Raw genomic sequence first — 20,398 nt, 5'->3', positions numbered from 1 at the left:
CCCCGCCTCCCTACTGTGCCGTCCAGCCGCCATCGATGGGAATGGCCGTGCCGGTGACATTGTGCGCGATGGGCGCGCACAGCCAAAGCGCCAGCGCCCCGATCTCGGACGGGTCCGAGGTGCGCTGCGAGGGCTGCTTCTCGGCCAACAAATCGGCGATACCCAGATCCCGGTCACCGCCATGCAAACCCGCCCGCGCCTGGATCTGCGGCTCGATAATCGCGGTTTCCGTCCAGCCTGGGCAGATGCAGTTGACGGTCACGCCCCCTTTTTTCTTGTCGCCCGAGGCCGCGTATTCCAGCGCGGCCACCCGGCTGAGCCCCACCAGCCCGAACTTTGCCGCGACGTAGGGCGACTTGTCCTTCGACGCGACAAGACCATGGACCGAGGCGATGTTGATTACGCGCCCATAGCCGCGTTCGGCCATGCGCGGCAGGGCCTTCTGCATGGTCGAGAAGGCAGACGAAAGGTTGATCTGCAGGATCGCATCCCATGTCTCGCGCGGCATCTCGGCGATGGGGGCGGTATGCTGGATGCCGGCGTTGTTCACGAGGATATCCGCCCCGCCCCAGGCGGCAACGGCGTCCATCAGCGCGTCGATGCGGTCAGGGTCGCGCAGGTCGCCCGGGAAAAACTCGGCCTGCGGCGCGCCCTTGTCGCGCAGGTGATTGCAGACCTCCTCGATTTGCGCATCGCCTGCGATGCCATGCACCGCGATCCGCGCGCCCGCCTCGGCCAGCGCCTCGGCAATGGCAAGGCCGATCCCCTGGACAGAGCCGGTAACAAGGGCGGTTTTTCCAGACAGGTCGGTCATGTCGCGTCCTCCTCCAGACGTTTGCGCAGCTCGGTCTTGAGGACCTTGCCGTAGTTGTTCTTGGGCAACTCGGTCAAAGCGAAATAGGCCTTTGGCCGTTTGAACCGCGCCATGTTGTCGAGGCAATGGGCATCGAGCGCCGCCTGATCGCATGTCGTGCCGGGAACCGTGACCACGAAGGCCACGACATCCTCGCCCCACTCTTCGGATGGGCGGCCGACGACGGAAACCTCATGCACCGAAGGATGCGTCAGAAGCACCTCCTCGACCTCGCGCGGGTAGATGTTGGTGCCGCCGGAAATGATGACGTCTTTCGATCGGTCGGCAAGCGTCAGGTAACCGTCTTCGTCCAGCCGCCCCATGTCACCGGTCATGAGCCAGCCTTTGCGCAGCGTCTTTGCCGTCGCCTCGGGGTTCTGCCAGTACCCCGGCATCACCGGCGCACCCCGCACCATGATCTCGCCGATCTCGCCCGGCGGCAGGAAAGCCCCCTCTCCGTCGCCGATGGCGATCTCGACCCGCGACTGCGCCCGTCCAACCGAGGACAGGCGCGCGCGCCACCGCGGATGGCTTCGATCGGCGACGTCGGCCCGGGACAGCGCGCTGATCGCCATCGGGCATTCCCCCTGCCCGTAGATCTGCACGAATTTCGGACCGAACCACTCGACCGCCTCCTCGATATCGGCGTTGTACATCGGGCCGCCGCCATAAACGATCGTTCGGATACCATCGCCGCGCAGGTCCAGCGCCTTGGCGGCATCGGCCAGACGACGCACCATGGTCGGCGCCATGAACATCGAGGTCGGACCATGCGCGGCGGATAGGGCCAGCACCTCGCCCGCGTCATACCCACCCGAGACCGGCACGATATGCCGCGCGCCCATGCGGACATGGATGGGGGCGTAGATGCCCGCGCCGTGACTCATCGGGGCGGCATAAAGCGCCGCGTCGTCGGATGTGACCGGGTCCACGTCGATGGGATAGCAAAGCGACGTTGCCGCCAGCATGCCATGGGTGATCTGCACGCCCTTGGGCTTCCCAGTGGTACCCGAGGTGTAGAACAGCCACGCCAGATCGGTATCGTCACGCTGAACCAGCGGCGCTGCGGGTCCGCTGGTCATAGTGGCGAAGTCCTTGCCGGCCACGTCGATCAGGCTGAATTCGGTCTGGCCGGCAAGACCGGCACCCAGATCCTCGGTCACGAAACAAAGTTTTGCATCGCCATCGGACAGGATCCAGGCCGCCTCCTTTGGGTGAAGCTTGGCATTGATCGGCACGGCCGCGGCACCTGCCATCCAGATGCCGTAGAAACAGACGAGGTAGTCGGGACAGTTCTTGGCGAAGATGCCGACCCGGTCGCCAGGCAGGATGCCGTTTTCCTGCAAAACCGCAGCCAGCGACGCCGCGCGGGCATGAAAGCCAGCGTAATCGGCCACGACCGTGTCGCCCAGCATCAAGGCGGGGGTCCCGCCCGCCACCTTGGCAATACGTTCAAGCCAGATCGCGATGTTCATCAGATGTGCCCTCCCCCGCACAGATCAGCACGGGGCGCGCAGAGGGGCAAGATGTCAGAGCGTCAGCCCCATCTCGGTCAGACAGGCATGGGCGTGGTCGTGATGGCGTGTCGGCATTCGCCCCCAGAAATCTTCAAGGATCGCGGCCCATTGCGGGGCCTGCTCCAAGAAGGCCGCGCGATGATAATGCAGGATCTCGACATCCGGTGTCTGGCTGTAATCCTTGCGCCGGGTGAGCGAATAGTTCCACGTCTCGCCCAGCACTTCGGTGGCGTAGCCGAACCGCGCCAAGGTCAGCGGGAGGGTGATCTGGTCGAGCCAGGGCCGCTTGTTGCCGATGGCGCAGTTGTGGTCGAAATCGAGCGCCGTTTCGAGCCAGTGATCGGCAAACCGCTTGCCATCCTGCGTGGTAGATCGTTCGGGAAAGCAGACGAACCCGGCATTGAAATAGGGCACATATTCCAGCTTCCGCCCGCGCAGAAGCCGCAACCGTTCCTTTGGCATGGGCAGGCCGAAATGGGCGTAGGCGCGCTCCCAGCGATCATTTTCCTTGCCCCAGGTCGGCAATCCTTCCGGCGCGGCGGCGACCGTATGCGCTGGCAGGTCGGCCATGGGCGTCAGGGGCTTGGCACAGACCATGTCGGTATCGAGAAAGATCGCCCGCGCCCCGTCTCGCCGGTCGCTGGCTGCGACCAGCTTGTTGCCATGCGGATAGTCACCACGCCAGTTCGGCGTATCCGGCAAGGGTCGTAGTTCGACGCCGCAGACCTCGTACAGGTCGCGCGTTGCCGCATGGACCTCGGGCAAATACCCCTCGCTCGCGTAGGCATAGAGGCGCACGTCATCCCGTCCGTGATGCGCGCGCGCCAGCGATGATGCCAGAAGCCAGCTTTGCCATTCCAGCCGCACGCCGTCAGCGACGAAGAAGATCGACAGCGTCTCTGTGCTCATCTCGGGGCTGGTCCTGCGCATTCGGGTTTTCTGCTCGCGGCGCAGTTTGCCCGGAAAGGGTGCGCGGGGCCAGCCTCGCCCTCAGCTTTCGAGATCGGCGACGAAGATCCCATCATGCCCGCCGCAGGAATTCGCCACGAGGATTTCACCGGCGCGGATATGTTCAGGGTGGCGTTCGTAGGCGAGATGCGCGTCGCGATCCGTAAAGGTCACGGTGAAGCCATAGGCGTAGCGCGACGACTTGCCCTCGAAATCGCGGTTGGGACCATGGTGAAAGGCCACCATGCCCGGCACCTCGCCGACGAGATTGGCAAGGATCGAACAGGCCTCGCGCAAGTGGTCGGCGGCCTCGGCATTGGCGGGGTCCAGCAGGACGATGTGATGTAGCATGACCTAGCCTTCGATCAGGATTGCGCGGAAGTCGTTGACATTGGTCAATGTCGGGCCGGGGACAACCTGATCGTGGATGGCGGCGAAAAAGCTGTGCGCGTCGTTTCTGGCCAGCGCATCGGAGGGGTCCACCCCTGCGGCGCGCGCCTTGTTCAGCGTATCAGGGCCGATGATGGCCCCGGCCACCTCGGCGGCGCCGTCGACGCCATCGGTATCACAGGCAATGGCGTGGATGCCGCGCGCGCCCTGCAACGCAACGGCGAGCGCCAGAGCATATTCCGCGTTCGGGCCGCCGATGCCGTCGCCGCGACGCGTGACGGTCAGTTCGCCACCTGAGAGCAGAAGTTGTGGCCCCTTGGCGGCACGGGCCAGTTCTGCATGTTCTGCGGCAACTTCACGTGCCTCACCTTCCAGCGCATCGCCGAGGATTTCGACCGCGTAGCCCGCAGCGGCAGCAATCTCGGCAGCGGCTTCAAGTGACTGGGACGGGGCCGCGTAGATTGCGTTTTCGACCTTCGACAGACGCGGATCGCCCGGGGCGATCACCCCCGTTTCGCCGGCAAGAACGGCATGAACGCTCGGGGCGGCTTCGATATTCCAGCGGTCCAGAATGGCGCGGGCATCGGCCGGCGTGCTGGCGTCGCCCACGGTCGGGCCGGACCCGATCAACGCGGGATCGTCCCCCGGCACGTCCGAGATCATCAGCGACAGCATGCGCGCGGGATAAGCGGCAGCCGCAAGCTGCCCGCCCTTCACCCGGCTGAGATGCTTGCGCAGGATGTTCATCTGCCCGATGGGGGTCCCCGAGGCGAGCAGCCCGGCATTGACCGCCTGTTTCTCGGCCAAGGTGATGTCACCGGCAGGCGCGGTCAGCAGCGCCGAGGCCCCGCCCGATATCAGTGCGAGAACGAAGTCATCCTCACCCAGCCCTTCCAGCAAGGCGAGCATGCGCAGGGTCGCGTCCGCTCCGGCCTGATCGGGGACGGGATGCGCAGCCTCGACAATCTCGATCCCCTTGCAGGGGCGGGCATACCCGTAGCGCGTGATCACCAACCCCTCGCACGGGCCCCATTCGGCCTCGACCGCCTCGGCCATCCGGGCGCTTGCCTTGCCCGCGCCGACGACCACGACGCGGCCCTCGGGTTTCGGAGGCAGCACGCGCGCAAGAGATTGCATCGGGTCGGCCACCTCGACCGCTTTGTCGAACATGCGGCGGAGCAGGGAGTCAGGGGTCATTCGGTTTCTCCAAGGCTTGACGCACGCGCCACCAGATGAACGGGCGCGCGCCGCTCGGGTGGTGGGACACGTCCCTCTTTCATCCATGTCAGAAGGGTGCCCGCCGTCTCTCTCGCGAAATCCGCGATGTCGCAAGACACAGAGGAAAGCTGCGGCCAGACCTGTGCGCATTCCTCGATATCGTCGAACCCGACGAGGCGGAAATCGCGGCCCGGCTGCCGTCCGGCACGGGCAAACCCGGCCATAAGGCCCATCGCGACCAGATCGTTGAAACAGATGGCCGCATCGCAATCGGGATGGTCCGCCAGAAGATGATCCGCCATTTCGATCCCGAAGGCCCGCGTGGCGCGCCCCTGCACCTGAAGCGCAGGAAGACCGGCACGATCCAGTTCGGCGAGATAGCCCGACATGCGTTCAACGGTAATGGCCCGCCCCTCCAGCCCGCCGACAAAGGCGATGCGGCGTGCGCCTTGCGCGATCAGATGGCGGGCCGCCTCGGCGCTGCCGGTCGCATAATCGAAACTCGAGAAGGGGAAGAGGTCGAGGCGGTCGTCGATCTGGCGCAGGACCTGGAGCACCGGGATGCCCGCCCGCGCCAGTTGATCGAAGGTCGCGGGCCCGTCCCCGTAGGCGGGCGATATGACGACGGCGTTCACCCCATGCTCGATCATCGACGCAACGAGCTTGGCCTGCAGCGCAGGGTCTTCGTCGGAGTTGGAGATCACGGTGGCATACCCCTCGGCCGCCAGGGCCATTTGCAGGGTCGTCGCGAACTCCGTGAAGAAGGGGTTGCGCAGATCGTTGATGACAAGGCCCACCAGCCCGACCGACGAGCCGCGCAACGTGGCCGCCGCGCGGTTGTAGACATAGCCCAGCTCGGCCATGGCTTGGCGCACAAGGTCACGCGTTTCCGCCCGCACCTGCTTGGACCCTTGCAGGACAAGGCTGACCGTGGATTTTGATACGCCAGCGCGGGCGGCGACATCCATGATGGTGGGGCGGCGTTTCATGCGGCCTGTTTAGCCGTCGATCCCGTGCAGGGCCAGAAGGGTGCGCATCCGCGCCTCGGCAAGATCGGGGCGCGAGAGGAGCCGCGCTTGATCGGCGAGGCGATAGACCTGAGCATAATGGGTAATCTCGCGCGACGATTGGAACCCGGCCGGCATGATGAAATGGCGCTGCGTCCCGTTGAGCCATGACAGGAACGCGATGCCCGCCTTGTAGAACTGCGTGGGCGCCTTGAAGATCTCGCGGCTGAGCGGAACAGTGGGCGCGAAAAGCGCGTGGTAGGTTTCACGGTCCCCTTTCGCGAGCGCCTCCAGCGCCTGGCTGGCGGCGGGGGCGATGGCCGCGAAAATGCCGAGCAGCGCATGCGAATAATGCGTGCCGTCGCCTTCGATCAGATCGGCGTAGTTGAAGTCATCGCCAGTGTAGAGGCGCACACCATCGGGCAGCCGGGCGCGGAAGGCTTCCTCATGCGCCTGGTCCAGCAGGCTGATCTTGATGCCATCGATTTTCGCCGCGTGGCGGGTGATAAGGTCGAGCACGATCTCGGTCGCCTGGGCCACATCGGCACTTCCCCAGTAGCCGGTCAAGGCCGGGTCGAACATGTCACCCAGCCAATGCAGGATGACCGGCTCTGCCGCCTGCTCGATCAGGCGATCATAGACCGATGCGTAGATCTCGGGCCCCGCCTTGATCGCAGGCAGCGCGCGGGTCGCCATCAGGATCAATTGCCCGCCAGCGGCCTCGATCGCCTCCATCTGCTCGGCATAGGCGGCGATGATCGCCTCTGCATCGGTCAGCTCCGACAGCGGCTTGTGATCGGTCCCTGCCCCGCACGCGACGCGGGGCTTGAGCGGGTGTGCCTTGGCGTCCCGCATCGTGCGGTCAATCAACTCCCGCGCCGTGGCCCAATCGACACCCATCCCGCGCTGCGCCGTGTCCATCGCCTCGGCAAGGCCAAGGCCCTGATCCCAAAGCGTGCGCCGAAAGTTCAGCGTCGCGTCCCAATCGACGGCGGGGCGGCCAAGCCACGGGTCCCGCTCGGCCATCGGGTCCGAGATGACATGCGCGGCGGCAAAGGCCGTGCGGGTCAGGGCCACGCCCGGAGCACGCGGCGAAAGCGGATCCCCTGTCAGGGCATAATCTTGAAGCGTTCCGTCATAGGTGGGCAGGCGCAACATGGTTCAGATCCCGTGGTCTTCGCGGATCATGTCAGACGCTTTTTCGCCAATCATGATCGCAGCAGCATTGGTGTTGGAGGAGATGACGGTGGGCATGACCGAATTGTCCACGATCCTCAGCCCCTCGATCCCGTTGAAACGCAGGCGGGGGTCAACGACCGCGCCGGGGTCGATACCCATCCGGCAGGTGCCCGCGCAATGATGCGAGGTCTTGGAGTGTTCGCAGATGAAGGCGAAATACTCTTCATCGGTCTTCACGTCCGGCCCCGGCAAACGCTCGGCCTTGATGAACGGCTTCAGGGGGTCTTGTGCAAGAATTTGCTGCGTCAGCTTCAACCCGCGGATCGACATTTCGCGATCCAGCGGATCCGCGCAGTAATTCGGGTCGATGAGCGGTGCTTTCGCAGGATCGGCGCTGGCCAGACGCACGGTGCCGCGTGACCGTGGGCGCAAATAGCAGGAATTCAGCGTGACGCCGCCATCCGGCATCGCGGCGACGCCCGCCTCGATCCCGGTGCCAAGACCCAAGTGAAACTGCAGGTCGGGCGAGCGGGCATTTGGATCGGCATACCAGAACCCCCCGGTCTCGAAGAGCGATGAGGCCACCGGCCCGGTGCGGGTCAGCAGATACTGAAGCCCGGCCAGCACCGACATATGCGGCTTGGCATAGCGGTCGTAGGTGTGCGGGCCAGACACCTCGCAAATGCAGTAAAGGTCGAGATGGTCTTGCAGGTTCTCCCCCACGTTGGGTTGGTCGAACACCACGTCGATCCAATGCCCCGCCAGATGATCGGCAGGCCCGATGCCCGAAAGCTGCAACAGGCGCGGCGACCCGATGGCGCCGGAGGACAGGATCACTTCGCCCTCGGCGGTCAGCCGCGTCCCGTCCATCAACGCGACACCGGTGGCGCGGCCATTCTCGATGATCAAACGTCGGACCTGGGCATTATATCGGATGGTGAGGTTCGCCCGGTTCCGGTTCGGCGCCAGGTAGGCCATCGCGGCGGAGGAGCGTCGCGCATGTCGCTGGGTGAGCTGGTAGTACGCGGTGCCGTCCTGTTTCTCGCCGTTCACGTCCTCGTTGTGCGGAATGCCGAGGGCCTTCGCGGCCTCGAAATACGCCTCGCAAATCGGCAGGGGCGCGGCGGGTTGCGATACGCCCAAGGGCCCGCCTTTGCCGTGGTACCGGTTGTCGTAGGTGTCGTTGTCCTCGGCCCGCCGGAAATAGGGCAGGACATCCTCGTAACCCCAGCCCTCGCAGCCCATCTGCCGCCAGTCGTCGTAATCCTGCGCGTTGCCGCGCGTGTAGATCTGCGCGTTGATGGCGGACCCGCCGCCGATCACCTTGGCCTGCGTGTAGGTAAAGACCTTACCGCCCATGTGGCGTTGCGGGACCGTGTTCCACCCCCAGGACGCGATGCCCTTGGTCATCTTGGCGAACCCGGCAGGCAAGTGGAAAAAGGGGTGAAGGTCGCGACCGCCCGCCTCTAGCAGGCAGACGCGCGTATCGGGGTTTTCGGTCAGGCGGGCGGCCAGGACGCTCCCGGCGCTGCCGCCACCGATGATGATGAAATCAAAGCCTTCGGACATCCCTGCCCCCTTACAGACGATGGATCGAAAGGCCGCCATCCACCGGGATGACGGCGCCGGTTGCGAAATCGAAACGCCCTTCGGCCAGCGGCACCACGACCGCGCCGATATCTGCGGGTTGCCCCCAACGGCCAGCGGGAACGAGACCGCCCGCGATGCGGTCATCGTATCGTTCGGCGACAGGCGCGGTCATGGGCGTGGCGATGATGCCGGGGCGCAGCTCGAACACGCCGATCCCCTCTGGCGCGAGGCGGGCGGCGAAGCTTTGCGCCATCATCGAGGCCCCGGCCTTGGAGATGCAGTATTCCGCACGGTCGGCTGAGACCATGGACGCGCTAACCGAGGTGACGAAATGGATCGAGCGGTAAGGACCGCTCGTGGCCCTGAGCATCCGCCTTGCAACTTCTTGTGCAAGAAAGAACGCGCCGCGCAGGTTCACATCCATGCAGCGATCGAAACTTTCGGGCGTCATCTCCAAAAGGTCACCGCGCTGCATCGCTGGCACGCCGGCATTCGATACGAAAGTGGTGATGGGTCCATGCGCCTGTTCGACGGCGTCGATCAGGCCTGATCCGTCCTCGATCTGTCGCAGGTCGTGCTGGTGGTAACTGGCCGCCTCTCCAAGCTCTGCAAGAGCCGCCCGGACCGCCTCGGCAGCGTCCGCCAATTCAGCCGCCAGCGCCACGCGCCAGCCTGCGTCCACCAGGGCGCGCGCGACCCCAAGGCCGATCCCTTGTTGCCCCCCGGTGATGAGTGCCATGCGCGTCATGCCGCGATCTCCTTCTTGATGGTCTCCGCCGCACGCAGCGCCAGCGCGGCCACGGTCAGCGACGGGTTAACCGCCGCCGAGGTCGGCAAGGCCCCTGCATCTGCAACAAAAAGGTTCGGATGATCCCAGGATCGGCACTGCGGATCGACGACCGAGTTCTGCGGATCGCCCCCCAAGCGAACCGTGCCGCATTGATGCGACGGCACCCGGCCGTCGAAAAGGCGCGAAAGAACGATGGGGAACCCTGCCTTCTTCATCGTCTCTTTCGTTTTGGCGACCAACCCCTTATGCGCGGCCATGTTCGAACGGCGCCAAAGCAGTTGCACCTTGCCCCCGTTCAGAACGACGCGGCTTTCGGGGTCCGGCAGGTCCTCGGAAATCAGGTAGAGGTCGATGGCGTGGCCCGACACCCACCGGGCCAGCGGCATGGGCAAACGCGGCACCTGCGTCTTGAGAATATCCGGCGTGACACGGCCCAAAAGCTGGACGTTGCCCAAGGGCGGGCCGCCTGCGCCATCGGAGTGATACCAGGCGTTGATACCCCAGGTTTTCTGATAGATCGCATCATTCCGGAACCGCGGGTCGATGGCGATCATCGCGGTTGCGTTGTGGTTCATGAAACAGCGCCCAACCCGGTCCGAGCTGTTCGCGATGCCCGAGCGCAGTAGCAACGCGGCAGACTGCACTGCCCCGGCACAAAGCGCCACGAGGGCCGGTCGCAAGCGATGTTCCTCACCGTCTTTCCGGTAGATGACCTCGCCGATCCGCTTGTTATCCGCGCCCACGGTCAACCCCATCACTTCGGCCCCGGTGATCAACTCGACAGTCTCGTGCCGCAGGGCTTCGGCGAGGCCGCAGGTCTCGGCATCCATCTTGCCGCATCGCGTATCCGGGTAGCCATCCCAGCCGGTCGCACCGCCCGCCAGCCAGCGGTTCAGATCGACGCCAAGCGGCAGGGTGAAGGGCCGAACGCCCACGCGTTCGAGGCGCGCGCGCACCTCCGCCACGGCCGGTTCATCCGGGATGGGGGGATACGGGTAGGGCTGGCCATGCGGCGGCTCGGTCGCGTCGCTACTCGCATCGCCGCGCACTTGGTACAGTTGCTCGGCCCGGTCATACCACGGCGCCAGTTCATCGTAGCGAAATGGCCACGCTGGCGAGAGGCCGCCTGCGTGGTGCTGTTCTTCGAAGTCCTCGGCGCGGTAGCGGATCAGCACCCCGCCATAGAGCTTCGTGTTACCCCCGACATTGTAGTAATTCCCCGGCTCGAATGGGCGCCCGGCCTCGTCCAGCCATGTCTCGTCCGACCGGAAGGCCGAATTCACATAGATGCGCCACGGGTCACGGGCCGGCGCATCGTCGGGGATCTGGTGGCCACGTTCGAGAATCGTGATCCGCGCACCGGTTGGGGCCAGTGCCGCCGCCAGCGTGGCGCCCCCCATTCCCGATCCGATGATGACCACGTCGGTCACGCGCCGACCTCCCAATCTGCATGCTTATTGGATCGTTCCAATAGCAAATCAAACCGCCCCCGGAAAGGGGCGGCAGTCTTTATCCGATACGATTTTCGGTTTCGGGATCGAACAGCACGGCCTTGTCCATGTTCACCGCGAATTCGAAGGGCCGGCCCGGATGAACATCCGCGTCTGCACGCATCCGCGCGATGCAATCCCGTTTCGAAACATGCATGGTCACGAAGGTATCGGCCCCGGCAGGTTCCGTTACGCCAACGATATTCGTCAGCGATTGGATATTCCGGGCGTTGCGGTCCGCACCTTCGGGATCGGTGATCGCCTCGGGGCGAATGCCAAGCAGCACCTCGCGCCCCTTGTAGGCCCCGTAAGCCGCGGGCGCGTCGTCGATCCGCAAGATGACCTCCTGCCCCTCGGCCCCGCTCAGCACCGCGTGAAGCGCGCCGTTCCGATCCTCAAGCTTTGTCGGAAGGACGTTCATCGCGGGCGATCCCATGAATGTCGCGACGAAGACATTGGCGGGGTTGTCATAGATCTCCTTCGGAGTGCCGAGCTGCTGCACATACCCCTTGTTCATCACAGCGATCCGCGTCGACAGGGTCATGGCCTCGATCTGGTCATGGGTGACGTAGACGATCGTGGTGCCCAGCTTCTGGTGCAGCTTCTTGATCTCGGTCCGCATGTCGACACGCAGCTTGGCGTCGAGGTTCGACAGCGGCTCGTCGAACAGGAACACGTCCGGGTCCCGCACAAGCGCCCGGCCCATCGCAACCCGCTGACGTTGACCGCCCGAGAGCTGCCCCGGCTTGCGGTCGAGGAGGTTCTCGATCTGCAGGAGTTGCGACACCTCGCGCATCTTGCGCTCGCGCTCCTCCTTGGGGGTGCCATGCATTTCCAGCCCGAAGGTGATGTTCTGGCCCACCGTCATGTTCGGGTAGAGCGCGTAGGACTGGAACACCATCGCGATGTTGCGCTTGGACGGGTGAACCCCGTTCATCACGGTATCCTTGATCGAGATATCGCCCGAGGTGATCCCCTCCAGCCCCGCGATCATGTTGAGGAGCGTGGACTTGCCACAGCCCGACGGGCCGACGAGCACCAGGAACTCGCCCTCATCGACCGAGATGTCGACATGGTGCAGAACCTCGACCGCCCCGTAAGCCTTGGTGACGCCATTGATATCCAGAAAACCCATGGTTGCTTATCCCTTGACCGAGCCAGCCATGAGGCCGCGCACGAAGTAGCGACCGGCGACGATGTAAACGAGGAGCGTGGGACCGGCGGCCATGATCGCGCCGGCAAAGTGGACGTTGTATTCCGCCACGCCCGTGGACGAGTTGACGAGGTTGTTGAGCGCGACCGTCATCGGCGCCGCCCCGCCGCTGGCGAACGACGCCCCGAAAAGGAAGTCGTTCCAGATGTTGGTGAACTGCCAGATCACGCAGACCACGATGATCGGCCCGGAACTGGGCAACAGGATGCGCCAGAAAATCTGGAAGAACCCGGCCCCGTCGATCTGCGCCGCCCGCACCAACTCGGTCGGGAAGGCGGCGTAGTAGTTGCGGAAATAGAGGGTCGAGAAGCCGAGGCCATAGACCACGTGCACGAGGATCAGCCCCGTGGTCGTGCCCGCGATGCCAAGCTCGCCCAGGATACGCGCCATGGGGATCAGCACGATCTGGAACGGGATGAAGCAGGCAAACAGCATCAGGCCGAACAGGATCGTGTCGAAGCGGAAGCGCCATTTGGTCAGGACATAACCGTTCAGCGCGCCGAGGACCGTCGAGATGGCGACCGCCGGCACGACCATCTTGATCGAGTTCCAGAAATACGGGCGCAGGCCCGTCGGCTCGACCCCGATCTGCGCCGTCGACCATGCCGACAGCCAAGGCGCGATCGTCCAGTCCTGCGGCAGCGCGATCATGTTGCCGCTGGTGATTTCCTCCAGCGGCTTCAGCGAGTTCAGCACCATCACCAGGAACGGCAGCAGGTAGAACAGCGCAAAGACGAGCAGGAAAACGTAGATGAAGGTGCGGGTGACGCGCCCGGTGCGGATCGCGGTGTCTTGCGTGGCGACGGACATCACTTCTTCTCCCGCAGTTCGGCGTAGAGATAGGGGATCATGATCGCCGCGATCGTCATCAGCATGATGACGGCGGAAGACGCACCGATCCCCATCTGGTTGCGCGTGAAGGTGTAGGAATACATGAAGGTCGCCGGCAATTCGGTCGCGCGCCCCGGCCCGCCATCGGTCATCGCGATGACAAGGTCATAAGACTTGATGGCGAGGTGGGAGAGGATCACGAAGGCCGACAGGAAGGCCGGACGCAGTTGCGGGATGATGATCCGACGATAGAGGCTCCAGTTCGAGGCCCCGTCCATCTGCGCAGCTTTCAGGATCTCGTTGTCGATGCCGCGCAGCCCCGCAAGGAACATCGCCATGACGAAGCCGCTGGTTTGCCAGACGGCGGCGATGACGATGGTGTAGATCGCCATGTCGCGATCCTTGATCCAGTTGAAGGTGAATTCCGTGAACCCCCAGGTCTGCATCGTGGCCTCGATCCCGATGCCCGGGTCGAGCAGCCATTTCCATGCCGTACCCGTCACGATGAAGCTGAGCGCCATCGGATAAAGGTAGATCGGGCGCAGAAACCCTTCGCCGCGGATCTTCTGGTCGAGGAAAATCGCCAGCGACAGGCCGATCAGCGTGCAGATGATGATGTAGAGCGAGGCGAAGATGCCAAGGTTCGTGATCGCGATTTCCCAATGGGACAGGCGAAACAGGTTTTCGTAATTGCGCAGACCCACCCAGTCATAGGACGGCAACATGCGGCTGCCGGTGAAGCTCAGGTAAATCGTGTAGAAGATGAACCCGTAGACGAAGATCAGCATCAGCGTCACGGACGGCGCGAGCACGATCTTCGGAAGCCAGTTCTGCATACGCGTCCGGAAATCCGCGCGTGTGTCGGCTGCGGCCATCGCGGCCCCCTCCCCTGTCTGTCGGATGGCGTCGGGCAAACGGCCCGGTGTCGGGCCGGCCCATACTCGGGGCCGGCCCTGAGATCGCCAGGATTACTGGGCGATCTCGACGGCAGTCACCAGTTCTTCGGCAGCAGTGGCCGCATCATACTCGCCGTTGAAATGGGCGGTGATGACGTCGTACATCGCGTTCTGCACGGACGGGTTGTTGGCGTGACCATGCGCCATCGACCCGAAGAGCGCACCGTTCGCAGCAGCTTCGGCCAGCTGCGCCATGCCCATCTGGCCACAAGCGTCGAACTGATCCGACGGGATGTCGGTACGCGCCGGGACCGAGCCCTTGACGAGGTTGAAGGCGATCTGGAACTCGGGGCTCATCACGGCCGAGGCCATGGCAAGCTGCGCGGCCTGCGCGTCGGCATCTTCCACCGCGAACATGGCGAACTGGTCCGAGTTGAAGGTCACGGTGCCTTCGGTGCCGGGCACGCGGAAACACTGGAATTCGTCGCCAGCGGTCTGACCCGCATTCACGAATTCACCCTTGGCCCAGTCGCCCATGATCTGGAAGAGCGCTTCGCCATTGACCACCATCGCGGTGGCGAGGTTCCAGTCACGGCCCGAGAAGTTGTCATCGACGAAACCACGCAAGGTCGCCATGCGCTCGAAGGCTTCGACCATCGTTTCGGAGCCGAGCGCCTCGGGGTCGAGATCGACCATCGAGGCTTGATAGAAGTCGGGGCCACCGACGCCCATGACCATCGAGTCGAAGATGGTCGCGTCCTGCCAGGCCTGACCACCATGGGCGAGCGCCGTGTAGCCGGCATCCTGCGCGGTCTGCATTGCGGCGACGAACTCTTCCCAAGTGGTGGGTTGTTCGATGCCAAGCTCTTCCATCAGCGCGGTGTTGGCCCAGACCCAGTTTGTGGAGTGGACGTTGACCGGCGCCGCAACCCAGCTGCCGTCATAGGTCGAGAAGCGCTGCAGCGCCTCGGGCACGACCTCGCCCCAGTTCTGTTCGGCGGCCAGCTCGTCGAGATTGGCAAGCACGCCCTCGGCGGCCCAGTCCTGAATGGAGAAGCCGAGCATCTGCACGGCGGTCGGCGGGTTGCCCGAGGTGACGCGGGCACGCAGCACGGTCATGGCGTCCGAGCCGCCGCCACCGGCAACCGGCATGTCCATCCATTCGACGCCCTGCCCGGACAGGTCTTCTCGCAGGACGTTGAGGGCTGCCGCTTCACCGCCCGAGGTCCACCAGTGCAGCACCTCGACCTCTTGCGCTGCCACCGCGGTGGTGGACAACGCAACAGCGGCCGCCGTGAATTGAAGTTGCTTGAGCATGGTCATCGTGTTCCTCCCTGTTGACCAAGGTCCGATTTAGGACTGACGGATTGAAACGTTATAATTTGGGGCCAAGTCAACCGAAAATTGTTTCGGTGGATTCCCCGGAATAGTTGTCATAGGCCTATAATCATTACGGATTTCTGCAGCGCGGCAATGCGAACGCAGCGCAGATGGTCTATTGAAACGTTTGAATTCCCCTGCATTATGGCGGCCGAACCACGCAGAGCGCGAGCCACCCGCATGACCCGTCCGCCAGAGACGCAAACGCTGCCCATCGAGGCGCCGACCGAACGACCGACTCTGCGGACTGTTGCGCAGGCGACCGGGTTTTCCGTGGCAACGGTGTCGCGCGCGCTGTCCGACGATCCGCGAATCGCGCTGAAAACCCGCAAGACGGTTGCCGAAGCCGCCGAACGCCTTGGCTATGTGCCGGACAGGGCCGCCCGCCGCCTGCGGACGGGCCGCACGCAGGTCGTGTCGCTGTTGCTCAATACCGAACATGAATTTCTTGGCTTCACCCACGAGTTTCTCAGCGGGATCACCGAGGTTCTGCGCGGCACGGGATATTCCGTCACCGTCGTGCCCGACGACATCGGTGAAGACCGTCTCGACCTTGTCCGCAACATCATGCGCAACAATCTTGCCGACGGCATCCTGTTCACGCGAACGGAATGCTTCGACCCGCGCGCGCGCCTGTTGATGGAGAGCGGTTTTCCCTTCGTCAGCCATGGCCGAACGGATTTCACCACGCCCCATGCCTGGGTCGATTTCGACAACGAAGCCTTTGCCCGGCAGGCCGTCGAACGCCTCGTCACGAAAGGTCGGCGACGGCTGAGCCTGATCCTGCCCGAGGATCGGTTCAGCTTTACCCAGCATTTGCGCTACGGGTTCCTGTCGGCGGCACGCGCCGCGGGGATCGAGCATGAAATCGTCGCTGGGGTCACCCTCGACAGCCCGACGCCCGAAATTGCCGAGGCCCTGCGCGAAAGCCGACGCGGCCCGACCCCACCCGATGGCTACATTTGCGTGGGCGAAGTGACCGCGCTGGTCACGATGGCGGCCCTGGTCGACACCGGCGCGACGCCGGGCATCGACGCCGATGTCGTGGCCAAGCGCGCCTCGCCCATCTTCGACAACATCCGCCCGCGCATCGAAACCGTCTTCGAAGACCTCAGGGCCACAGGTCGCGCCATGGCCGAAATGCTGTTGCGCCGCATGGCCGGAGAGCCGCCCGAGGATCTTCATATCCTCTTCAAGCCGGGTCAGCCCGACTGGAATGGCGGCGCGTAGGGTCACTCGGCCACCCATTTTGCCCGAGTATCCCCGATCCGAAGCTGCACGGTTTTCGCTTCAAGGAATTCCTCGAGACCGTAACGCCCCAGTTCGCGCCCCTGCCCGGACTGCTTGACGCCCCCGAAGGGCAGTTCCGCATATCCGTCCATCCAGGTGTTCGACCAGACCGTACCAGCCTCGACGCGACGGGCAAAGTCGAGGCAGGTCGAAACGTCACGGCTCCAGACGCCGGCCGACAATCCGTAGGAGGCCGAATTTGCCAGCGCGATCGCTTCATCTGCGGTCTTGAAGGTCAGCACCGAAAGAACGGGGCCAAAGACTTCGTCCAACGCGATCGGCATATCCGGCGTTACGCCGGTGACGACGGTGGGCTGGTAGAATTGGCCATCCAGACCGTCGATGCGCAGGACACCACCGCCCAGCGCGATCCCGGCGCCGGATTTGGCCGCCTCCTGCACGTAGCCATCAATCTTGTCGAGGTGATCGGTCGAAATGATCGCACCAACCTGCGTCCGCGGGTCAAGCGGATCGCCAAACGGCACCTTCCGCGACAGGGCGACGACCTTTTCGACAAGCTGTTCGGCGACGTCTTCATGCACGATGATGCGACTGCCCGAATTGCAGCATTCGCCTGCATTGAAGTAGACGCCGAACGTGATGGCATCGGCGGCTTGGTCGAGGTCGGCATCGGGGAAGATGACCTGCGGGTTCTTGCCCCCCAGTTCGAGCGAGACCTTTTTCAGCGTGTCGCTGGCAGCGGCCACGATGCGCTTACCCACGGCGGTGGACCCGGTGAAGGAAACCATGTCCACATCCCGATGCGTCGACAGCATCGCCCCCACGGGATCGCCATAGCCAAGCACGATGTTGACGACACCGGTGGGCAGGCCAGCCTCCACCAGCAATTCACCGAGGATGACCGTGCTCGATGGCGTGAGTTCCGAAGGCTTCACAACCGCCGTGCACCCCGCCGCCAGGGCGAAGGGCAGTTTCTGGCTGACGATCAGGAACGGGAAATTCCAGGGGCAGATTATGCCCGCAACCCCGATCGGCTCTTTCAGGACAAGGCCCAGCATGTCTGGTCCAAGCGAGTTGTGGCTTTCGCCGCTCATCGTGCGGGCCAGCGACGCCGCGTAGCGCCACAGGTCGATGGCGATCTCTATCTCGGCCTTGGCTTGGCTGATCGGCTTGCCGGCTTCCAGCGTCTCGATCAGGGCGATCCGGTCAATATCACGCGCGATCAGGTCCGCCCCTTTCAGAAGCAGCGTCGCCCGGTCCTTGCCGGAGGAGCGCGACCAGTTTCCGTTGTCAAAGGCTCGGCGCGCAGCCGAGATCGCGGCTTCGGTTTCCGCCGCGCCGCCCTTGGCCGCGACACTGACCAGCACGTTATGCGCAGGCGAGTAACGGTCCGAGGTCGCGCCATCGGCGCTATCCGTCCACGCGCCATCGATCAGATGCCGCCCCTTGAACGGGTCAGCAGGAAGGTGCGCTTGCGCGGCGGGGATCAGGGTCAGGTCGGTCATGTCTCAACGTCCGGAAAAATCTGGTTTGCGTTTCTCGGCAAAGGCGGCGGCGCCCTCGGCCTTGTCGTCCGTCGCGCCGATCATGCCGCCGCCCAACGCCTCGATCATCGCGGCGGCGTCTTCTCCGACACCGGCGTGGATCTGGTATTTCGCAACCTCATGCGCGCGGGGCGAGGCCTTGAGCAGGCCGTCGGCGATGGCCTGCGCCGTGGCCATCGGGTCGTCCGAAACCTCGGCCACGAAGCCCAAGGACAGGGCGCGCTCCGCAGACAACCGCCTGCCGAAGAGCGCCATCTCTTTCAGCACGGGTTCCGGCAAAAGACGGGCCAGCCGTTGCGTGCCGGACCAGCCGGGCACGATACCCACCTGCGCCTCGGGCAGGGCCAAGGTCGCACCGGGTGCCATGACGCGGATATCGCAAGCGATCGCCAGTTCCAGCCCGCCGCCGAACGCATGGGCCTGGATCACGGCAATCGTCGGTTTCGACAGACGCGCCAGGCGGTCGAACACCCGATGCCCCTCGCGCACCCAAAGCCGGGCGAAATCGGTGGGCGACAACGCGGCCCAGGCCTTGATGTCCGCCCCGGCGCAGAACGCGCGCCCCCCCTCGGAACACAGGATGACGCCGCGCACCGACAGGTCCCGTTCCAGGGTGGCGCAATGCGCCTCCAGCTGGTTCAGCATCTCGACCGTGAAGGCGTTCAGCTTGGCGGGGTTGTCGATCACGATCCGCGCGATCGGCCCGTCAATAAATAGATGCACGGCGCTCAAAGCGACAACCCCATCGGCGCATCGCGCAACAAGGACAGCGGCATGGTCGTGGCATCTTCGGCCACCGCGATACGGCCCTCGCTGGCCGTGACGATATCGCGGTCGGGGTCGATGCCCGGCATGATCTCGGTCGCGACAAGGCCGTTTTCGGTCAGACGCATCACGCAACGTTCGGTGACATAAAGCACGTCCTGCCCCGTCCGCAGCGCGCGCTGGCCCGCGAAGGTCACGTGCTCCACCGCCTCGACCATCTTGGTGAACTTGCCGGGTTTTCCGACACACAGCCCGTCGTCGGACAATTCAAGTTGCGCGCCCGCTTCGAAATACCCCGAGAAGACGATCTTCCGGGCGTGGGCCGTGATATCGACAAACCCACCGCAGCCCGCCGTCAGGTAGGGCTTTTTCCCGAGCTTCGAGACATTGACGTTCCCCTCCACGTCCACCTCGAGGAAGGACAGGAAGGACATGTCAAAGCCGCCCCCCTGGAAATAGCTGAACTGGTTGGGGCTGGGTACGAAGGCATCCGCGTTCGACGCACATCCGAAGGCGAAGCCGGTGAGCGGCATGCCCCCGACGGCGCCCTGCTCGATGGCCCATGTCACTGCCTGTTCATGGCCTTCCTCCAAAAGGATACGCGGCACCATCGCCGAGATACCGAAGCCGAGATTGGCGGTCATGCCCCGCCGCAACTCCATCGCGGCACGCCGCGCGATCACCTTCTCGACGCCATGTTCGGCGAGGCTGAAACTTGCCCAGGGGCGCATGATCTCACCCGAGATCGCGGGGTCGTACTCCGTCTCGGTCGTTTGTTTCTGGTCGGGCGCCACCACGATCAGATCGACAAGGTGACCCGGCACATGCACGTCATGCGGGCGCAGGCTGCCCGCCGCGGTCACGCGTTTGACCTGCGCGATGACCAGGCCGCCGTAGTTGCGTGTGGCAATCGCCTGATCGAGCGCGCCGAGATATGCCCCTTCGTGTTCATAGGTCAGGTTGCCCGTTTCATCCGCCGTCGTCGCCCGGATGATCGCCACATCCGGCACGATGTTGGGAAAGTGCAGCCAAGTCTCGCCGCCGAACTCGACGCGCGCCACGATGGGGCGCGCGGCCGCGGTGTCATTCATGGCGCAACCTTCGCGGATCGGATCGACAAAAGTCTCCAACCCGACCTTGGTCAACACGCCGGGCCGGCGCGCGGCCACGTCGCGATGCATGTCGAACATGATGCCCGACGGCACGTTATAGGCCGCAACGCGATCTTCGGTGACCATCTTCCAGATCTCGGGCATCGGCAGCGAGGACGGCCCGGACGGGTAGCTGCCCCCGATGACCGTGGACAGAAGACCATCCTTGGCAATGTGATCGACCCCTTTGACCCCGTACATGTCGCCTGCGGCAATCGGGTGCAGCGTGGTCAGGTTGCGCGGATGCCCCTCGGCATCGAACCGGTCGCCGATGGCCTTGAGCATCGCGTCGGGACAGCCCAGCGCCGAGGATGAGGACACGGTGACAACCGCGTCGTCCGGAATGCGCGCGGCTGCATCTGACAGGCTGACCAGCTTGCCCATG

General features: G+C 64.4%; 18 protein-coding genes. 1 reads left to right on the top strand and 17 read right to left on the bottom strand.

The genetic code is table 11. The features are described 5' to 3' along the window. Window positions 1-10: 10 nt before the first annotated feature. The 14 genes from KUV65_RS14595 to KUV65_RS14530 all read right to left on the bottom strand — a co-directional run bounded on the left by KUV65_RS14595 (window position 11) and on the right by KUV65_RS14530 (window position 15,239). Window positions 11-814 (bottom strand): 3-hydroxybutyrate dehydrogenase, encoded by an 804-nt coding sequence (locus KUV65_RS14595; RefSeq protein WP_222191465.1) that lies wholly within the window; start codon window positions 812-814, stop codon window positions 11-13. Then, window positions 811-2,328 (bottom strand): class I adenylate-forming enzyme family protein, encoded by a 1,518-nt coding sequence (locus KUV65_RS14590; RefSeq protein ID WP_222191464.1) that lies wholly within the window; start codon window positions 2,326-2,328, stop codon window positions 811-813. The genes KUV65_RS14595 and KUV65_RS14590 overlap by 4 nt, the downstream gene beginning before the upstream one ends. A 54-nt stretch (window positions 2,329-2,382) precedes the next feature. Beyond that, a complete protein-coding gene (locus KUV65_RS14585; protein WP_222191463.1) occupies window positions 2,383-3,300 on the bottom strand; it encodes a hypothetical protein in 918 nt (305 codons plus the stop codon). Between the two features lie 60 nt (window positions 3,301-3,360). Beyond that, on the bottom strand, window positions 3,361-3,669 hold the full coding sequence (locus KUV65_RS14580) for a Dabb family protein (RefSeq protein WP_222191462.1): 309 nt from the start codon (window positions 3,667-3,669) through the stop codon (window positions 3,361-3,363). A 3-nt stretch (window positions 3,670-3,672) separates the two neighbouring features. Further along, window positions 3,673-4,905 (bottom strand): glycerate kinase type-2 family protein, encoded by a 1,233-nt coding sequence (locus KUV65_RS14575; protein ID WP_222191461.1) that lies wholly within the window; start codon window positions 4,903-4,905, stop codon window positions 3,673-3,675. Beyond that, window positions 4,902-5,915, bottom strand: coding sequence for a LacI family DNA-binding transcriptional regulator (locus KUV65_RS14570; protein ID WP_222191460.1), 1,014 nt, complete (start codon window positions 5,913-5,915; stop codon window positions 4,902-4,904). Before KUV65_RS14570 ends, KUV65_RS14575 begins: the two co-directional genes overlap by 4 nt. 9 nt (window positions 5,916-5,924) lie before the next feature. Beyond that, on the bottom strand, window positions 5,925-7,091 hold the full coding sequence (locus KUV65_RS14565; protein ID WP_222191459.1) for a dihydrodipicolinate synthase family protein: 1,167 nt from the start codon (window positions 7,089-7,091) through the stop codon (window positions 5,925-5,927). 3 nt (window positions 7,092-7,094) lie between these two features. Further along, window positions 7,095-8,681 carry a GMC family oxidoreductase gene (locus KUV65_RS14560; protein ID WP_222191458.1) on the bottom strand — a complete coding sequence of 529 codons (1,587 nt, stop codon included), beginning with the start codon at window positions 8,679-8,681 and terminating at the stop codon, window positions 7,095-7,097. 10 nt (window positions 8,682-8,691) lie between these two features. Further along, window positions 8,692-9,450, bottom strand: a complete 759-nt coding sequence (locus tag KUV65_RS14555) for a 3-ketoacyl-ACP reductase (protein ID WP_222191457.1) — start codon at window positions 9,448-9,450, stop codon at window positions 8,692-8,694. After that, window positions 9,447-10,937: a GMC oxidoreductase gene (locus KUV65_RS14550; RefSeq protein ID WP_222191456.1), complete on the bottom strand. Its 1,491-nt coding sequence runs from the start codon at window positions 10,935-10,937 to the stop codon at window positions 9,447-9,449. The genes KUV65_RS14555 and KUV65_RS14550 overlap by 4 nt, the downstream gene beginning before the upstream one ends. A 64-nt stretch (window positions 10,938-11,001) precedes the next feature. Further along, a complete protein-coding gene (locus KUV65_RS14545; protein ID WP_222191455.1) occupies window positions 11,002-12,117 on the bottom strand; it encodes an ABC transporter ATP-binding protein in 1,116 nt (371 codons plus the stop codon). Between the two features lie 6 nt (window positions 12,118-12,123). Further along, the gene (locus KUV65_RS14540; protein WP_222191454.1) at window positions 12,124-13,005 is read right to left on the bottom strand and encodes a carbohydrate ABC transporter permease; all 882 of its coding nucleotides are present in this window, start codon (window positions 13,003-13,005) and stop codon (window positions 12,124-12,126) included. Beyond that, a complete protein-coding gene (locus tag KUV65_RS14535; RefSeq protein WP_222191453.1) occupies window positions 13,005-13,901 on the bottom strand; it encodes a carbohydrate ABC transporter permease in 897 nt (298 codons plus the stop codon). Before KUV65_RS14535 ends, KUV65_RS14540 begins: the two co-directional genes overlap by 1 nt. Before the next feature lie 93 nt (window positions 13,902-13,994). Next, a complete protein-coding gene (locus tag KUV65_RS14530; protein WP_222191704.1) occupies window positions 13,995-15,239 on the bottom strand; it encodes an ABC transporter substrate-binding protein in 1,245 nt (414 codons plus the stop codon). 243 nt (window positions 15,240-15,482) lie between these two features. Between KUV65_RS14530 and KUV65_RS14525 the strand changes: the two genes are divergently transcribed. Continuing rightward, window positions 15,483-16,532, top strand: a complete 1,050-nt coding sequence (locus KUV65_RS14525) for a LacI family transcriptional regulator (protein ID WP_222191452.1) — start codon at window positions 15,483-15,485, stop codon at window positions 16,530-16,532. A gap of 2 nt (window positions 16,533-16,534) precedes the next feature. On the opposite strand, the gene KUV65_RS14520 is transcribed toward KUV65_RS14525, so the two are convergent. From KUV65_RS14520 to KUV65_RS14510, 3 genes are read right to left on the bottom strand one after another with little or no spacing between them, the layout of a single operon-like run. Beyond that, window positions 16,535-18,058, bottom strand: a complete 1,524-nt coding sequence (locus KUV65_RS14520) for an aldehyde dehydrogenase family protein (protein ID WP_222191451.1) — start codon at window positions 18,056-18,058, stop codon at window positions 16,535-16,537. Between the two features lie 3 nt (window positions 18,059-18,061). Further along, a complete protein-coding gene (locus tag KUV65_RS14515) occupies window positions 18,062-18,820 on the bottom strand; it encodes an enoyl-CoA hydratase/isomerase family protein (RefSeq protein ID WP_308124690.1) in 759 nt (252 codons plus the stop codon). Between the two features lie 5 nt (window positions 18,821-18,825). Further along, on the bottom strand, window positions 18,826-20,397 hold the full coding sequence (locus KUV65_RS14510; RefSeq protein WP_222191449.1) for an acyl CoA:acetate/3-ketoacid CoA transferase: 1,572 nt from the start codon (window positions 20,395-20,397) through the stop codon (window positions 18,826-18,828). Window position 20,398: the final 1 nt, after the last annotated feature.

This window comes from Maritalea mobilis, from assembly GCF_019800885.1.
Lineage (GTDB): Bacteria > Pseudomonadota > Alphaproteobacteria > Rhodobacterales > Rhodobacteraceae > Roseibacterium > Roseibacterium beibuensis.
Note: the sequence above shows the minus strand (reverse complement) of the source record. Positions and strands in the feature narration are given on the sequence as shown.

Bases quoted from the DNA above. Each gene is read 5' to 3' on its own strand.
- KUV65_RS14595 (WP_222191465.1), bottom strand. From the start codon at position 814: ATGACCGACCTGTCTGGAAAAACCGCCCTTGTTACCGGCTCTGTCCAG.
- KUV65_RS14590 (WP_222191464.1), bottom strand. From the start codon at position 2,328: ATGAACATCGCGATCTGGCTTGAACGTATTGCCAAGGTGGCGGGCGGG.
- KUV65_RS14585 (WP_222191463.1), bottom strand. From the start codon at position 3,300: ATGCGCAGGACCAGCCCCGAGATGAGCACAGAGACGCTGTCGATCTTC.
- KUV65_RS14580 (WP_222191462.1), bottom strand. From the start codon at position 3,669: ATGCTACATCACATCGTCCTGCTGGACCCCGCCAATGCCGAGGCCGCC.
- KUV65_RS14575 (WP_222191461.1), bottom strand. From the start codon at position 4,905: ATGACCCCTGACTCCCTGCTCCGCCGCATGTTCGACAAAGCGGTCGAG.
- KUV65_RS14570 (WP_222191460.1), bottom strand. From the start codon at position 5,915: ATGAAACGCCGCCCCACCATCATGGATGTCGCCGCCCGCGCTGGCGTA.
- KUV65_RS14565 (WP_222191459.1), bottom strand. From the start codon at position 7,091: ATGTTGCGCCTGCCCACCTATGACGGAACGCTTCAAGATTATGCCCTG.
- KUV65_RS14560 (WP_222191458.1), bottom strand. From the start codon at position 8,681: ATGTCCGAAGGCTTTGATTTCATCATCATCGGTGGCGGCAGCGCCGGG.
- KUV65_RS14555 (WP_222191457.1), bottom strand. From the start codon at position 9,450: ATGACGCGCATGGCACTCATCACCGGGGGGCAACAAGGGATCGGCCTT.
- KUV65_RS14545 (WP_222191455.1), bottom strand. From the start codon at position 12,117: ATGGGTTTTCTGGATATCAATGGCGTCACCAAGGCTTACGGGGCGGTC.
- KUV65_RS14540 (WP_222191454.1), bottom strand. From the start codon at position 13,005: ATGTCCGTCGCCACGCAAGACACCGCGATCCGCACCGGGCGCGTCACC.
- KUV65_RS14535 (WP_222191453.1), bottom strand. From the start codon at position 13,901: ATGGCCGCAGCCGACACACGCGCGGATTTCCGGACGCGTATGCAGAAC.
- KUV65_RS14530 (WP_222191704.1), bottom strand. From the start codon at position 15,239: ATGCTCAAGCAACTTCAATTCACGGCGGCCGCTGTTGCGTTGTCCACC.
- KUV65_RS14525 (WP_222191452.1), top strand. From the start codon at position 15,483: ATGACCCGTCCGCCAGAGACGCAAACGCTGCCCATCGAGGCGCCGACC.
- KUV65_RS14520 (WP_222191451.1), bottom strand. From the start codon at position 18,058: ATGACCGACCTGACCCTGATCCCCGCCGCGCAAGCGCACCTTCCTGCT.
- KUV65_RS14510 (WP_222191449.1), bottom strand. From the start codon at position 20,397: ATGGGCAAGCTGGTCAGCCTGTCAGATGCAGCCGCGCGCATTCCGGAC.